This window comes from Methylogaea oryzae (assembly GCF_019669985.1).
GTDB lineage: Bacteria > Pseudomonadota > Gammaproteobacteria > Methylococcales > Methylococcaceae > Methylogaea > Methylogaea oryzae.
This window is the reverse complement of record NZ_AP019782.1, coordinates 1,298,796-1,314,979: the sequence shown is the minus strand read 5'-3', so window position 1 is coordinate 1,314,979 and position 16,184 is coordinate 1,298,796. Positions and strand designations below refer to the sequence as shown.

General features: G+C 64.4%; 11 protein-coding genes. 6 read left to right on the top strand and 5 right to left on the bottom strand.

The annotated features are described in order from the left end of the window. Positions 1–6 precede the first annotated feature (6 nt). From K5607_RS06165 to K5607_RS06155, 3 genes are read left to right on the top strand one after another with little or no spacing between them, the layout of a single operon-like run. The gene (locus tag K5607_RS06165) at positions 7–972 is read left to right on the top strand and encodes an alpha-ketoacid dehydrogenase subunit beta (protein WP_221048535.1); all 966 of its coding nucleotides are present in this window, start codon (positions 7–9) and stop codon (positions 970–972) included. A 22-nt stretch (positions 973–994) separates the two neighbouring features. After that, entirely contained in the window at positions 995–1,396 is a 402-nt protein-coding gene (locus K5607_RS06160; protein ID WP_221048534.1) for a cbb3-type cytochrome c oxidase subunit I, read from the top strand. 40 nt (positions 1,397–1,436) lie between these two features. Beyond that, positions 1,437–2,381, top strand: a complete 945-nt coding sequence (locus tag K5607_RS06155) for an NAD(P)-dependent alcohol dehydrogenase (protein ID WP_221048533.1) — start codon at positions 1,437–1,439, stop codon at positions 2,379–2,381. 18 nt (positions 2,382–2,399) lie between these two features. Here the strand turns inward: K5607_RS06155 and K5607_RS06150 are convergent, their stop codons facing one another. Both K5607_RS06150 and K5607_RS06145 read right to left on the bottom strand, forming a co-directional pair. Beyond that, positions 2,400–7,871: a PAS domain S-box protein gene (locus K5607_RS06150; protein WP_221048532.1), complete on the bottom strand. Its 5,472-nt coding sequence runs from the start codon at positions 7,869–7,871 to the stop codon at positions 2,400–2,402. A gap of 105 nt (positions 7,872–7,976) precedes the next feature. Next, positions 7,977–8,804, bottom strand: a complete 828-nt coding sequence (locus K5607_RS06145) for a pyruvate, water dikinase regulatory protein (RefSeq protein ID WP_221048531.1) — start codon at positions 8,802–8,804, stop codon at positions 7,977–7,979. A 166-nt stretch (positions 8,805–8,970) separates the two neighbouring features. On the opposite strand from K5607_RS06145, the gene ppsA reads away from it, so the two are divergent. Together ppsA and K5607_RS06135 are read left to right on the top strand one after the other, a co-directional pair. Next, positions 8,971–11,331 carry a phosphoenolpyruvate synthase gene (gene ppsA, locus K5607_RS06140; RefSeq protein ID WP_221048530.1) on the top strand — a complete coding sequence of 787 codons (2,361 nt, stop codon included), beginning with the start codon at positions 8,971–8,973 and terminating at the stop codon, positions 11,329–11,331. Between the two features lie 507 nt (positions 11,332–11,838). Then, the gene (locus K5607_RS06135; protein ID WP_221048529.1) at positions 11,839–12,294 is read left to right on the top strand and encodes a TspO/MBR family protein; all 456 of its coding nucleotides are present in this window, start codon (positions 11,839–11,841) and stop codon (positions 12,292–12,294) included. Between the two features lie 41 nt (positions 12,295–12,335). Here the strand turns inward: K5607_RS06135 and K5607_RS06130 are convergent, their stop codons facing one another. Next, the gene (locus K5607_RS06130) at positions 12,336–14,063 is read right to left on the bottom strand and encodes a protein adenylyltransferase SelO family protein (protein WP_221048528.1); all 1,728 of its coding nucleotides are present in this window, start codon (positions 14,061–14,063) and stop codon (positions 12,336–12,338) included. 204 nt (positions 14,064–14,267) lie between these two features. Here K5607_RS06130 and K5607_RS06125 point away from each other — a divergent pair, with 204 nt between their 5' ends. Then, positions 14,268–14,711, top strand: a complete 444-nt coding sequence (locus K5607_RS06125; RefSeq protein WP_221048527.1) for a plastocyanin/azurin family copper-binding protein — start codon at positions 14,268–14,270, stop codon at positions 14,709–14,711. Between the two features lie 129 nt (positions 14,712–14,840). Here the strand turns inward: K5607_RS06125 and K5607_RS06120 are convergent, their stop codons facing one another. Together K5607_RS06120 and K5607_RS06115 are read right to left on the bottom strand one after the other, a co-directional pair. Beyond that, positions 14,841–15,407, bottom strand: coding sequence for an IMPACT family protein (locus K5607_RS06120; protein WP_221048526.1), 567 nt, complete (start codon positions 15,405–15,407; stop codon positions 14,841–14,843). Between the two features lie 5 nt (positions 15,408–15,412). Further along, entirely contained in the window at positions 15,413–16,018 is a 606-nt protein-coding gene (locus K5607_RS06115) for a nitroreductase family protein (protein ID WP_054774792.1), read from the bottom strand. Between the last annotated feature and the right edge of the window lie 166 nt (positions 16,019–16,184).

Below are 16,184 nucleotides of genomic sequence, written 5' to 3'. Positions count from 1 at the left end.
GCACCCATGCAACAACTCACCGTCAACGACGCCGTTTCCCAAGCCCTGGCGGAAGAAATGCGCCGCGATGCCAAAGTGCTGATGTTCGGCGAAGGCGTCGCCACCAAACGGCACGATCTCCTGGCCGAATTCGGCCCGGAACGGATACGCAACACGCCCCTGGCGGAAGGCATCATCGCCGGCACCGCCGTGGGAGCGGCCGCCATGGGGCTCAGGCCGGTGGTGGACCTGCTGTTCGCCCCCTTCCTCTGCTACGCCATGGACGCGATCGTCAACAGCGCCGGCAAGCTGCGTTACTTGTCCGGCGGACAATTCGCCTTTCCCCTGGTGGTGATGACCCAAACCGGCGCCGGCTGGGGCGTGGGCGCCCAGCACAACCACAACCTGGAGGCCTGGTTCGTGCACAGCCCCGGACTCAAGGTGGTGATGCCTTCCAACCCGGCGGATTTCAAGGGCCTGCTGAAAGCGGCCATCCGCGACGACAACCCGGTGCTGTTCTTCTCCGATCTGTCCCTGGGCTACCAAGCGGGCGAAGTGCCCGACGGGGACTGCCTCGTCCCCCTGGGCAGCGCCGCCACCCGCCGCGTCGGCGGCGACGTCACCCTCATCGGCTACGGCAAAACCGTCGCCGCCTGCCTGCAAGCCTCGGATCGCCTGGCCGAACGCGGCATTGCCGCCGAAGTGATCGACCTGCGCAGCCTCAAGCCCCTGGACGAAGCCGCCATACTCGCCTCCGTCCGCAAAACCGGCCGGCTGGTGGTGGCGCACGAAGCGGGCCGGCTGTGCGGCGTCGGCGCGGAAGTGGCGGCGCTGGCCGCGGAACACGCCTTCGCAGCGCTCAAAGCGCCGGTCATCCGACTCGCCGGCCCCGACGCGCCCACCCCCGGCAATATCGTGCTGGAACAAGCCGGCGCGCCCAGCGCCGACGCGGTGGCCGCCGCCGCGCTGAAGCTGTTCGAATCCATCGCCTAACCCCAACGACAAGGAGAGCGCCATGCCTGCATTCACTGTTTCCCCCTCGGCCGTCGGCCCGAACTGCCTGAAAGCCGCGGTGATCTACCTGCTGCTGGGCCTGGCCCTGGGCATGTACATGGGCGCCAGCGAAAGCTTCGTGCTGCGCCCCGTGCATACCCATCTCAACCTGCTGGGCTGGGCCACGCTGGCCCTGGCCGGCCTGGTCTACAGCGTCTTCCCCCAAACCGCCCGCAGCCGCTTGGCCGCCATCCATTTCTGGCTGCACAACGTGTCCATGCCGGTGATGATGGCGGCCCTGGCCGCCATGCTGCTGGGCCGCAACGAAGCCGCACCGGTACTGGTGGCGGCGCAGTTCCCCCTGGTGGCCGGCATCGTCGCCTTCGCCGCCAATGTGTTTTTGCACGTGGGAAAAACCCATTAACATGCGCCGCCATAGGAACCACGCCACGAGGGCATCTCCCATGAAAGCCATGCAATTCGCCGGTTACGGCGGCCCCGACAAAATCCGGGCGGCGGAGCTGCCGGTACCCGCGGCGGGCGCCGGTGAAATTCCCGTCAAGGTAGCCGCCACCTCCATCAACCCCATCGACTGGAAACTGCACGGCGGCATGTTGCGCTGGATCAGGCCGCTGCATTTTCCTTCCACCCCCTGCTTCGATTTCGCCGGAGAGGTGGCCGCCGCCGGCGAAGGCGTCGGCGCGTTCCGGCCGGGCGAACGGGTGTTCGGCATGTTGCCGCTGCGCCAGCTGGGCGCCGCCGCCGAATACCTGGCGGTGGATCAGGCCTACGCCGCGCCCATGCCGGAGGGACTGGGTTTTGCCGAAGCGGCGGCTCTGCCCCTGGCGGGCATGACGGCGCTGCAGGCCTTGCGCGACGACGGCGGGCTGGTTGCCGGCCAACGGGTGCTGGTCAGCGGCGCGGCCGGCGGCGTCGGCCACTACGGGGTGCAGATCGCCAAGGCGTTGGGCGCCCACGTCACCGCCCTGTGCCGGCCGGCCAAACACGCGCTGGCGCGGGAACTGGGCGCCGACGCGGCCCTGGATTACGCCGCCGCGCCGGCCGATGCGGCGCAACGCTACGACCTGATCCTGGACACCACCCATCATCAGGGCTTCGGCCGCTGGCGGCGCTGGCTGACGCCGCGGGGCAAATACGTCGCCCTGCTGCCGCTGCCCGGACTGCTGCTGCACAAATTGACGCTGCCGCTTTACTCGTCCCAACGCGCCGCCGTCACCTTCCTCAAGCCCAACCGCGCCGACCTGGAACAGCTGGCCGACTGGGTCCGGCAAAAACGCCTGCGCACCGTGCTGGACGGGATTTATCCCCTGGAGGAGCTGGGCAAAGCCATGGAACGCAGCCGCAGCGGCCGCCCCAGCGGCAAAATCGTCGTGCGGATCGACGGCTGAGCGAAGCCGGCCGGCCTTTCAGTCCATCCGCCAGGACGCCAGCTCGCTCGCCGGCATGGGACGGGCGATGCCGTAGCCTTGGCCCAGTTCGCATCCCATGTCGAGCAATGCTTGGTAGTGCGCCACGGTCTCGATGCCTTCAGCCACCGTGCGCCGATCGAAGGCCCGCGCCAAAGCGATGATGCTCTGCACAATCGCCATGTCGCCCTTGTCTTCCAGCATGTCCCGCACGAAGGACTGATCGATTTTGAGGGTGTCGACCGGCAGATTGCTCAAATAGGTCAGCTGCGAATACCCCGTGCCGAAATCGTCCAGCGCAAACCCCACGCCGATTTCGCGGCAAGCCTCGATAATGCTTTGAACGGCGTAAATGTCGTTGAGCTCGACCGTTTCCAGCACCTCGAACTGGAACCGGTTGGGCGACAGGTCCGGATGTTGCGCGAGCTGGCTCATCAGCTTTTCCAAAAAGCCGGCGGATTCCAGATGGTAGGCGGACACGTTGATGCTGACGTGGATGTCCAATCCGCTGCTCCGCCACTGGCTCAACTGGGCGAGAGCCGTTTTCATCACCCATTCGCCGACCTCGATGTCGAGTTCCGTATTGTTGATATAACGCAGGAAATCCGCCGGCAATAGCAGGCCCCGTTGCGGGTGCCGCCAGCGAATGAGCGCCTCGGCGCCGACCAGCTCCCGGGTGAGCAGATTGACCTTGGGCTGGTAATACAACTCGAACTGGCCTTGCTCCAGCCCGAGCCGAATGCTTTTCAGGAAGTCCTGCTGGTCGCGGGCGCGCCGATCCAGCGCGGGATCGTAGATGTGGAAACGGTTTTTGCCCGATTGCTTGGCCACGTACATGGCCTGGTCGGCGTGGCGCAACAAGGCGTCCGGATCGTCGTCGTCCAGCGGGTAAATGCTCACCCCGATGCTGGCGCCCAGCACGATTTTCTCGTTCTTGAGGTAGATCGGCTGGGCGATCGCCGCGAGCAGCCGCCCCAGCGTCGCCATGCACTCCTCGCCTTTCTCCAGCCCCAGCAGCAGCACCACGAACTCGTCGCCCCCCAAGCGGGCGACAGTGTCGCCGCCGCGCACGGCGTTGCTCAGGCGCTTGGCGATTTCGATCAACACATGATCGCCCGCTTCGTGCCCCAGGGTATCGTTGACCGGCTTGAAACCGTCGAGATCGAGATAGCACACCGCCATCATGTCTTGCTCGCGGGCAGTCTGGGCGATGGCCTGCTTCATTCGATCGGCCAGCAGCATCCGGTTGGGAATACCGGTCAGCGCATCGTAATGGGCGATACGGCTCAACGCGGCTTCGTGTTCCTTCAGGTAGCTGATGTCGGAAAACACCGCCACGTGCCGCTGCACATTGCCCTCGCCGTCGCAAATGGCCGAAATCGACAGCAGTTCCGCGTAGAACTCGCCGTTTTTGCGCCGGTTCCAGATTTCGCCGCGCCAGGACTTTTCCTCTTTCAAGGACCGCCACATGGCGTCGTAAAACGCTTGGTCCTGACGCCCCGAACTCAAAAACCGCGGATTCCGGCCCAACACTTCCTCGCGCCGATAGCCGGTGATCGCGGTGAAGGCCGGATTGACCTCGGTTATCCGGTTGTTCGCGTCGGTGATCAGAATCGCTTCCTGGCTGGTGTCGAACACGCTGGCGGTGATGCGCAGGTTTTCCTCGCTCCGCTTGCGGTCGGTGATATCGAAACACGAGCCGATATAGCCTTCGAACACGCCTTGCGCGCTGAAGCGCGGCGAGCCGCTGTCGATGATCCAGCGATATTCGCCGTCGTGGCGCCGCAGGCGGTATTCCATGGTGAAGGGCTCGCGGCGGTCGAAGTGGCCGGCGTAAGTCTCCAAGCGGCGCTGCCGGTCGTCCGGATGCACGCCCTCGGTCCAGCCGCCGCCCCGCTCCTGCTCCACGGTGCGCCCGGTGAAATCCAGCCAGACTTTGTTGAACCACGTGCGAAACCGCTCCGTGCCGGCCATCCAAATCAACGCCTGGGCGGATTCGCTGATGAAGCGGAAATGCGCCTCGCTCTGCTGCAACTTCAGCTCGGCGCGCTTGCGCTCGGTGATATCGGTTCCCAGGCCGACCACATAGGACCGGCCGTCGATATTGGTGAGGTGGCCGGAAAAGTAATACGGAATCTTTTGGCCGGACCGGGTGACCAGTTCCGCTTCGGCCCAAGCGCTGCCCGTGGCGAACACCTCCCGGATGCGCTCCTCGATCAGCGCCCTGTCGTCGCCCTCGAACAGGGTCAGCGCCGATGCCCCTTCCAGCTCCGCCGCCGAATAACCGCTCACCGCCTGGAACTGCGGGTTGACCCGCAGAATATTTCCCATGGCGTCCAGTATGTAGAAAATGCCGGGCAGGCTGTTGATCACGTCGTCGGAAAACTGCTTTTGCTTCAGCAACAGTTCCTCGGCGCGCTTGCTCGCGGTAATGTCGCGGATGAAGGAGCTGAACGCGTACCCGTGCCCCGTTCTGATGGGCGAAATGGACAGTTCGATGGGGAACTCGTGCCCATCGCGGTGCAGGGCGGAAATTTCGATGCGCCGGTTCAGCGCCGGCCCCTCGCCGGTGGCCAGAAAGTGGCTCAAGCCGAGCAGGTGATGCTCACGATGCCGCTCCGGGATGATGACCTCGTGCATCGGCCGCCCGACGACTTCGTCGTGGCTCCAGCCGAAGGTTTGCTCCGCCTGCTTGCTCCAGCCGGTGATGACGCCTTTCGCGTCCATCATCGTCACGGCGTCGAGGGCGTTTTCGAAGATGGAGGCGAGGAACTCCTTCTGCTCGCGCAGCGTGTCCTCGCCCCGTTTGCGCCGGGTGATGTCCTCGGTGATGCCCATCAGCTTTATCACCTTGCTGTCGACATCCTTGATCGGGATAAAACAGGACTTGAAATAACGCGGCTCGTCGCCGACGGCGGCGAATTCGAAATGACGGGAATTGCCGTCGATGGCCTCGCGCAACAGCGCGCCGATGCGCTCGTTGTCCGGCTCGCTGACCGAATCCAAATAGGGAACGCCGCAAATCGTTTCCTCGTCGCTCAGGCCCATCATGCCCAGCCCCACGGGATTCATGGACTGCAGGCGGCCTTCCAGGTCGATCTCGTGGATGCAGAACGGCGAGTTTTCGATCAGCATGCGGTAGCGGTGCTCGCTGGCGGCCAGCGCCGCCTCCATCCGCTTGCGTTCGGTAATTTCATTTTTTACCGCGACGTAGTGGGTGACGATGCCCTGCGAGTTCCTGACGGGGGCGATGCTCACCTCCTCCCAGTACAACTCGCCGTTCTTGCGCTTGTTGAGCAACTCGCCGCTCCACTCCTGCCCACCGGCCAGCTTGCTCCACAGCTCCTGGTAGACTGCTTCGGGGGTCTGGCCGGACTGGAGAATGCGCGGGTTCTGGCCCACGGCTTCGTCCGCGCTGTAGCCGGTGACTTCGGTAAAGCGCGGGTTGACGTACTGGATGCGCGCCTCCAGGTCGGTGATGACCACGGAAGCGGCGCTTTGCTCGACGGCCGCCGAAAGCTGGCGCAGCCTCTCTTCCGCTTGCCGGCGATCGGTGATGTCCACGTTGGTGCCGAGCATGCGCAACGGCGTGCCTTGCTCGTCGCGGAACACCTTGGCCACCGCCTTGATGTAGCGAATTTCGCCGTTGGGCCAGACCACGCGGAATTCGGTGTCGAAGGGCCGCTCGCCGCGGATGGCCGCCTCCACTTCCCGGTCGCCGCGCTCGAGGTCGTCCGGGTGCAGCGCCGCGCGCCAGGCCTCCTCGCTTCCGGAAAAGTCCTCGCGGCGGATGCGATAGAGCGCGTACATGGACTCGTCCCAGATCATCTCCTGGGTAGCCAGGTTCCAGTCCCAAATGCCCACTCCGTTGTGCAGCGTGGCCAACGCCAGCCGCTCCTCGTTTTCCCGCAGCGTGTTCTCGGTCCGCTTGCGTTCGGAGATGTCGCGGCTGATGCCGAGCAGCACCGCCTCGCCGTCCATTTCGATGAGGCGCGACCTGACCTCGATCGGAATAACGCCCCCGTCCTTGCGCAAACGCCCGGACTCGAACGTGGCGTGCCCCTGCGCACTGATCAGCGCTATCCTTTCCGCCACGCGCTCGGCGTAGCCGGGGGCCGCGAATTCGGACAGCTTTTTGCCCACCATATCTTCGCGGCTGTATCCCTGCCGCTCGTATCCGGTGGCGTTCATGTCCAGGATGCGGCCGTCCATGGAAATGATCTCGATGCAATCGCCGACGGATTCGAATATGTGGCGGAATTTGCGCTCGCTTTCTTCCAGCCGGTCCTCGAGCCGACGGCGGCCGGTAATGTCGCGCGCGATGCCGAGCACGCCTATCAGCTTTCCCTCGCCGTCGCGCATCGGCGTCTTGATGGTTTCCAGCAATTTGCGCCCGCCGTCCGCGAAAGCCACCCACTCCTCGTTGACGCTAGGACCGTCTTTTTCCATGGCCATGCGGTCGTAGGCCCGGAACGAATCGGCGACGTCCCGACTCATGAAGTCGTAATCGGTTTTACCGACGATGTCCCTTTCCTTGGCGCCGAGGCAGCATTCGACGCGGGCGTTGCAAGCCAGGTATACGCCGTCCGCGTCCTTCAGCCACACCAGGTCGGGCAGCGTGTCGACCAGGGTGCGCAAATAGCTTTCCTCGATGCCGTTCCATTCCTGCGCCAGGCCGGCGGCCATGGCCTGCGTCAGCTCGTGCTCGCCGACCAGGCCGGCCATGCGTCCGGCGGCGTCCACCACCGCCAGGTGGCGCACGCGGTGGGCGAGCATCGTCTCGGCGGCCAAGCGAGTGGGTGCGTCGAGGGGAACGGTCAGCACCGGCGCGATCATGGCCTGCCCCAGCGTCACGTCCGGCCGGGCCTGTTCGCCCGAATAAAAACGCACCACGTCGCGTTCCGTAATGATGCCGACCGGCCTATCGTCCTCGACCACCACGACGCAGCTCTCCCGTTGCGCCAACATCAGCTCCAAGGCCTGCGCCAAGCCGGTGGAGGCAGGCAGGGCGATCGCCGAACGCTGCGCCAGCGACGCCACCATGCGGCGCCCGGCCAGGGCGGTGAGATGGAGGTGCAGGCGAAAGTCCGTTTCGCTGATGACGCCGAGCAAGCGCTGCTCGTCGTCTACGATCACCAGATGCCGGATGCCTTCGCTCAGGCAACGGCGATGCGCCTCCAGGCAAGTCACGGAAGGCGGCACGGCGATCACCGGCGCGGACATGACCCTACGCAACGGCGTCGCTTGCGGGCATTCCGACTGCATGGCCTGCAGCACGTTGCGCTCGGTGACGATCCCTGCCGGCCGCCCGTCCCCGTCGACGACCACAATGGAGGAAATGCGCTTTGCGGCCATGAGGCGCGCCGCCTCCCCCAGACTGTCGCTGGGCGTCAGGCAGACGACGTGGCGCGTGGCAATATCGATCAGCAGCGCGTTTTGTTCGCCGCCTTGGGAAACTACCCGCTCGTTCATACAAATACTCAAACTCGAAAAGTGCTCTGTCGAAAGCCCTTGCAATAATTCCTTTCGGTGGGATGCGCCTCGGCCTTGGCTTTGCCAGTGTGGCAGTCTAGCCGCTCAAGCGGAGGTCTTGTAGCCGCCCTGCATCAGCCGCATCACGCGGGTGGCGATTTCCTCCACCGACATGTTGCTGGTGTCCAGGTAGGGGATGTTCGCCGAGCGGTATATGTCCAGGGCGGCGCGCAGTTCCTTTTGGCACTGGGCCAGGGAGGCGTAGCCGCTGCCCGGCTGGCGCTCCTCCCGTATTTTCGCCAGCTGGCGGGAATCCACCAGCAGTCCGCACAGCTTGTCGCGGTAGGACGCCAACGCCTTGGGCAGCTCGCCCCACTCCAGGTCTTCCTCGGTGAGGGGGTAGTTGGCGGCGCGCAGGCCGAACTGCATGGCGAGGTACAAACAGGCCGGCGTCTTGCCGCTGCGGGACACGCCCAGCAGGATGATGTCGGCGTTGGGATAGTCGTCGTATTTCACGCCGTCGTCGGTTTGCAAGGCGAACTTCAAGGCCTGGATGCGCCGCCGGCCGGCTTCCTTGTCGACCAAGCCATGGGCGCGGCCCACGGCTTTCGACGCCGGCTTGGCGAACTCCTGCTCCAACGCGCCGATAAACGCCTCGAACACGTCCAGCACCAGCCCCCGGCAAGGCTTGAGCCGCTCGCGCAGGACGCTGTCGGTGAGGCTGCTGAGCACGATGGGCCGCACCTCCGAACGCACCGCTTCGGTGTCGATGCGCTCGCGCACGGCCTGGACCTTCTCCGGCGTGTCAACGAAGGGCAGTTGCACCCTGTCGAAAGCCACGCCTTCGAACTGGCTGAGCAGGGTTTTGGCAATGGTCTGCACGGTGATGCCGGTGTGGTCGGAGACCAGGAACAAGGTGCGTTTAGGTTGCATGGACGGCTTTACGGCTAGAATTGAGCAAGGTATGGCCTTCGGCCTCCTCTCCCCGGCGGGGAGAGGGCTGGGGAGAGGGGGCTTAAAACACCACCCTCTCCCCCATCCCCTCTCCCGCCAACGGGAGAGGGGAGTTCCCAGCACGGTAACACAAGGGAAAACAGCAATGAAAGACAGCGTGGTGTGGTTCGAAAACCTAGGCATCGGCGACGTGGGCCAGGTGGGCGGCAAGAACGCCTCCCTGGGGGAGATGATCGCCAACTTGGCGCAAGCCGGAGTGGACGTGCCGGGCGGCTTCGCCACCACCGCCGGCGCTTATCGGGACTTCCTGGCCCAGGGCGGTCTGGACCAACGCATCTGGGCCGAACTGGAAAGCCTGGACGTGGACGACGTGGCGACCCTGGCCGCCACCGGCGCCAAGATCCGCCGGTGGATCATGGACACCCCCTTCCCCGCCGAACTGCAGCAGGCCATTCTTGACGCCCACGGCCAAATGGAAGCGCAGTACGGCCCGGCCCTGTCCGTGGCGGTGCGTTCCTCCGCCACCGCCGAGGACCTGCCCAACGCCTCCTTCGCCGGCCAGCAGGAAACCTATCTGAACGTCAGCGGACGGGACGACGTGCTGCACGCCGTCAAGCAGGTGTTCGCCTCCCTGTTCAACGACCGGGCCATTGCCTACCGCGTCCACCAGGATTTCGAGCACCGCAAAGTGGCGCTCTCGGCCGGCATCCAGCGCATGATCCGCAGCGACCGGGCGGCCAGCGGCGTGATGTTCACCCTGGACACCGAATCCGGCTTCCGCGACGCGGTGTTCATCACCGCCGCCTACGGCCTGGGGGAAATGGTGGTGCAGGGGGCGGTGAATCCGGACGAGTTCTACGTCTACAAACCCACCCTGGCGGCCGGCAAGCGCGCCGTGCTGCGCCGCGGCCTGGGCGAAAAAGCCGTGCGGATGATCTACGGCCAGGATGCGGCGACGCAAATCGTCGACACCCCCGAAGCCGACCGCCAGCGCTTTTGCATTAGCGACGCCGAGGCGGAACAACTGGCGCGGCTGGCCGTCGTCATCGAACAACACTACGGCCGCCCCATGGACATCGAATGGGCCAAGGACGGCCTGGACGGCAAGCTGTACATTGTCCAGGCCCGCCCGGAAACGGTGGAAAGCCGCGTTACCCACGAAATCGAGCGCTACAGCCTCAAGCAGAAATCCAACCTGCTGGCCAAGGGCCGCAGCGTCGGCCACAAGATCGGCGCGGGCACCGCCAAGGTCATCCAATCCATCAAGCAAATGGACCAAGTGCTGCCCGGCGACGTGCTGGTCACCGACATGACCGACCCGGACTGGGAGCCCATCATGAAGCGCGCCGCCGCCATCGTCACCAACCGCGGCGGACGCACCTGCCACGCCGCCATCATCGCCCGCGAGCTGGGCATACCCGCCGTGGTGGGCTGCGGCGACGCCACCCACACCATCGCCCACGGCGCGGCGGTGACCGTGTCCTGCGCCGAAGGGGACGTGGGCAGCGTCTACGCCGGCTCCCTGCCCTTCGAGGTGCAGAAGATCAACCTGAACGAAATGCCGAAGCTGCCGGTGAAATTAATGATGAACGTCGGCAACCCGGAACGGGCTTTCGCCTTCGCCGCCATTCCCAACGCCGGCGTCGGCCTGGCGCGGCTGGAGTTCGTCATCAACCGCACCATCGGCGTGCACCCCAAGGCGCTGCTGGAATTCGACCGGCAAAGCCAGGAAATCCAGGCGGAAATCCGCAGCCGCATGGCCGGCTACGCCGACCCGGTAAGTTTCTACGTGGATAAGCTGGCGGAAGGCATCGCCACCCTGGCGGCGGCGTTTTATCCCAAGCCGGTGATCGTGCGCTGCTCCGACTTCAAGTCCAACGAATACGCCAACCTGGTGGGCGGCGCAGCCTACGAACCCCACGAAGAAAATCCCATGATCGGCTTCCGCGGCGCCTCGCGCTACGTGGCCGATTCGTTCCGCCCCTGCTTCGAGCTGGAATGCCGCGCCCTCAAGCGCGTGCGCGAAGACATGGGCCTGGACAACGTCTGGGTGATGATCCCGTTCGTGCGCACGGTGGAGGAAGGCCGCGCCGTGGTGGAGCTGCTGGCGGAGTATGGTTTGAAGCGCGGCGAGAACGGCCTTAAGGTGGTGATGATGTGCGAAATCCCCTCCAACCCCCTGCTGGCCGACGAATTCCTCCAGCACTTCGACGGCTTCTCCATCGGCTCCAACGACCTGACCCAATGCACGCTGGGCATCGACCGGGACTCGGCCATCGTCGCCGGCAGCTTCGACGAACGCAACGGCGCGGTCAAAGCCCTGCTGCACATGGCCATCGACGCCTGCGTGCGCAACAACAAATACATCGGCATCTGCGGCCAAGGCCCCTCCGACCACCCGGACCTGGCCCTGTGGCTGATGGAAGAAGGCATCGAAAGCATGTCCCTCAACCCGGACACGGTGGTGGAGACTTGGATGTTTTTGGCGAAAAACGCCGTTCAGTAAAATTAAAGGGATTCCGTATAGCCACAATCGCCTGGCGGTACTGCCAAGCCGTCAGGTCGCCCCGTTTAGAGCCGTGGGATGCGGTAACGAATCGTTCGCGCAAGCACGTAGGCTTGTTGAGTCCGCGAAACCCAGCAATCGATTCCGACCAAGCTGGGTTTACGCTATCGTTTCAACCCAGCCTACGTGCTAGCCTTGTAAGGCCCAACATCTGAAACAGTCAATGTTCGATTACGTTACCCCTCTTCAACATCTCAGCTAACGTACCACCTTACCCACACCGCAGAAGAGTGGAAAATCACTGCATTGCATATGGGAAAGGACGGTTATCCTTATCCAAAATTTTGGAGTCAGCGTTATGAGCATGTACAAAGTTTCTAAGCCTGACCCTGCGCTCAAGTTCGCTCCCTCCGGCGCTGGGACGCTCCGCAAGCGCCGCACCCCTTGGCTCCACTTTAGGTCTTTCTCTGCCACATGAGGCGTCCTGTCTCGTCCCAAGCGGCCGGCTTGCTCGGCTGGCTTCTGGTTGCCTTTGCCGCAGGGGCTGTCGGCGCGATCGCATCGGTAGATGCGGCAGGTTTCTATGCCCAGCTAATCAAGCCCTCGTGGGCGCCACCGGCCGCTGTGTTCGCTCCCGTGTGGTCGGCGCTGTACTTCCTAATGGGCATATCTGCTTGGCTGGTGTGGCGGTCGCCGAGCCAGAACCGCGCTGCGCTGGCTCTGTTTGGCGCCCAGCTGGTCGCCAATGCGCTATGGTCCTGGCTCTTTTTCGCTTGGCATCAAGGCGCGTTTGCCTGCGCGGAAGTGTTGCTCTTGCTAGCACTCATCCTGCTCACGCTCCGGGCCTTCTGGCAATGCAGCCGGCTTGCCGCCATCCTGCTGGTGCCGTACCTGTTGTGGGTATCCTTCGCGTCGGTCCTCACTTGGTCGGTGTGGCAAAGCAATCCAGGGTTATTGTCGTGAGCCTACGCGCTAAATGGAAAGCCCAACCACGGCCGCCCGATTCATTCTCTTTGCGCCACGCCGAACGCTAACCCTTCATCAACCAATCGGCCCGCCGCCTCGTCCGCTGCCCGGCTGTTTTCCTCCCAGCCGCTTTCGCCCTGGCGAATCCGCGCCAGGACGCTTTGGGTCGATAGGAACCGTTCGGAGTCGTAGAAAAAGTCCGGCCCCGGTTCTCGTCGATCCGACAGTTGCGTAACCTGGGCGCAGTCCCGCCACCTCGCGACGATCTCGCCGCTGCCGTCCAGTTCCGCAACCAGTTGCCGCACGGCCTGGACGTAGGCCTGGACGTAGGCCTGGATGAATGGCCGGGCCTGCTCGAACGCCAGGGTTTGCCAGTTGCGGCGCACGCGGAAAAGGCGTTCCCATAGCTGTTCCACGTCGTCGAATTGGCCGTAGTAACAGGCGGTCAGCGCCAAAATTCTCCTCGGCTCGAAAGCCGCCAGATAGGTTCGGCCTTTCTTCAGTTTGATCTTTTTTCCGCCCCGCGCCTCGTAGATGGCTTTCACCACCTCGAAGAAGCGCCGCTTGGCGTCTGCGGAAAGCGCCGCGATGTCGCTTTCCGCCAAGCCGACCCGCTTCAGCCACGACTGCGTCAACCGGGACTCCATGACGCTGCGGAACTTCTCCCAGCAGCGTTTTTCGTCCTCGACGGTGTCGGCGTATTTAAAACGGCTGCCGCGCAGCAGTTTCATCAAATCGCTGAACAGCACGAACAGTTGCTCGTGCTGCCCCCACCGGCCGCCCAGGGAATAGCTGCAGCCCGGCATGTAGCGGTACTCGGCGTGATGGGCGTCCAGATAAACGAAGGTGGAAAGGTCGATGCTGGCCCCGTCCGATGTGCGGTTGCCGAAGGTGGGCGATCCGTGCACGGCGTGCAGGTCGTAGTAAGCCGCCGCTTCTTCGGCGAGATGGGCGAGGATGCGATCCAGGTAGGCGCGGGCATCCTGCCGGCCGACCGGATAATCCAACGGCAAGCCCATGTCCCGTTTCAATCCGTATTCGAACAGGGTCTCCAGCCGCTCGGGCTGGTTGGAAAAATAGCGGTAATGGGCAAAGCGCAGATGGTTGCCGACGCGGACCACCAGCGCGGCTTTTTCCCCGCCGGCGGCCCGCTGAAAAGGAAGTTCGATGACGGCCAATACCTGGGCCGCGTCGATGCCGTTGCGCACGGCGGCCAGGCTATAGACGTATTCGTGCACGGCTTCGGTCAGGCCGACCATGCCGTCGCGATGGCTTTTTTTCGGATGCTTGAGCCAGGCCAGCGGCGTGGCGCCGATGCCTTTCACCACCACGTCTAGATAACGCATCCGGTCGTCCGCCGTTTTGCGGACGATCTCTCCCAGCCATAACGCGCGGCCATCGCCCAGGGCGCTGCCGGCGCAGCGGCTGTCGCTGTCCTGGTAGCGCGTGGCGAAAAAGGTCTCGATGTCCTCGGCGGGCGTGTCGCCTTCTCCTGCGCGGGATTCGTGCTTGAACCAGGCGAACCATTCCAGCAAAGCGCTTTCGATTTCCCGGCCGCCCTTCGGCACGGGTAAATCCAACGACTCGGCCAAGCGCCGGTTGAACAAAACCAGCCGCGCGCCCGGCACACGCCGTACCGGAACCTCGACGTAAAAACTCGAGCCCAGCGATTTGAAGGAATGGGGGCCGAAAGCCTGGACCGGCTTGGACTGACGACGGAAAAACCCCTGGCTCAGCAGAAAGGGGATGAAAGAAAGCACTCCCATTGACCGGACACCCCGAAAAACGCCTTGATCCCGCGCGATTGAAAAATCGAACGCAATCGGTCCGATTACCCATTTTAGTTTTGGGGATTTTAATGCAGCGGCGCTCTTTGTTCGAGGGGGCCGTCCAACCGCGGCCCGCCAAGCGCAAACCCACCGCCGCCGCGCTACACTTGCCCCTGCACCTCATCACAGGAGTAGACGGCCATGAGCAAACTCACCCTGTCGGTTGTCGCAATGCTGGGAGCGCTGGCCTCCGCCGCCGTTGCGGCGGATACGGTCGCCATCCAAGCCCAAGTCACCACTTTTTCGCCGGAAATCGTGTTCGTCAATCCGGGCGACACGCTCGCCTTCCGCCGCATGGCGACCCACCTGGTCGGGCCGGTGAACGGCATGGCACCGGCCGGCGCGGCGCCCATGGCTTCCGCCCTGGGCAAGGATTACGACTACAAAGTGGAGAAGGAAGGCATTTACGTCTACCGCTGCACCGTCCATTGGGCGGCGCGCATGGGCGGCGTCGTAGTGGCGGGCAAGCCGGCCAACGCCAAGGAGATCGTGGAAAAATACAAAGCCGCCGCCACGGGCTTGGACGTTCAGGCGAAGTTTTTGTTGGATAAGCTGCTGGCGGAATTGCCCAAGCACGGTTTGTAACGGCCAGCCGCAAGGCCGACCTTCGCGGCAGGAGCGGGCCATGGCCGCGACAGCCCCGGCGCGAGCCAAAAGCCGCCTTCTCCCCTACCCCTCTCCCGCCTGCGGGAGAGGGGTTGCGCAAGCCATGATCTATCCGTCGCCGTAGCGCTCGCGTAACGCCGCCGCCTCGGCCAGGGGCGCTACCGCCAACACGGTCACCCGCTGGCCGAAGTCTTTGTCCAACACCCTGCCGCCCAACCGCTCCACCTCCCGCGCCAACGGCTCCCAGCGGCCGTAGTCCACCGTCAGGCGCAGTTTCGCCATTTCCACATAGGGTTCCAGGCGCGCCGCTTCCAGCGCCATCCTGGCGGTGTTGCCGTAAGCCCGCGCCAAACCGCCGGTGCCCAGGTTGATGCCGCCGTAGTAGCGCACCACGGCGATGCAGGCGTTGACCAGGTCTTTCCCCTCCAGGTGTTGCAGGATCGGCTTGCCGGCGGTGCCGGACGGCTCGCCCGCGTCGTGGCAGCGTTGCAGCAGCCCTTGCGGCGTTTTCAGCCGGTAGGCGAACGCCAGGTGGTGGGCGCTGGGATGTTCGGCGGCCAGGCGGCGGAACAGCGCCATCACCTCGCGCTCGTCGGCGCAGGCCTCCGCCGCGCCGATGAAGCGGGATTTGTTGATGGTCTGCTCCGCCCGGCCGGGCTGGGCGATGCGCTGCACCGCGATCAGGCGAAGCGGTTGCGAATCACCACCTCGTCCAAGGCGAGCTGGCCGGCGCGCGGCTTGGCCGGATGCAAGGCCTTGCCGATGGCGAGCGCCAGCCCGATGACATGGTCCCGCGGCAGGTTGATGATCCGGCCCACGGTGTCGAAATCGAAGCCGTCCATGGGGCAGGAGTCGTAGCCCATGCCCTTGGCCGCCAGCATCAGGGTCTGCGCGGCGATGCCGCAGGAGCGCATGGCCTCGTCGCGCTGCACCCGCTCTTTGTCGCGGTAGTAAGTGTCGATGGCCGGCATCATGAACTCCTGCACCTCCTGAGGCGCTTCGCGCCAATAGCGGCGGGGATTTTTTTCCCAGGCCTTCAGATCGGCGCACAGCACCAGGAACAGTGAAGCGTCGGTCACCTGCGACTGGTCCCAGGCGGCGGCGCGGATCTGCTGGCGCAAGTCCGGATCGTCCACCACGACGAAGCGCCAGTGCTGGATGTTGAAGGCGGTGGGCGACAGCGCGGCCAGCGACAACAGGCGCTGCAGGTCTTCCTCCGGCATGACGTGGCCGGGATCGTAAATCTTTACCGAACGACGCTGTTCGATGGCTTGCAAAGTGTCCATGGGCTGTACTCGAAGGTTTGACGACGACGAGCCGGCGGCGCGGGCTGGCCGGCCCCGGGTTAAGCGGGCGTAGTTTAAAGCTTTTCCGCCGCGGGAGGGCACCGCGCGCCCCGCAAGCCGGCGTCGTAACCGCGCCATCCGCACGGGAGGGGGATGCCGCTTATAA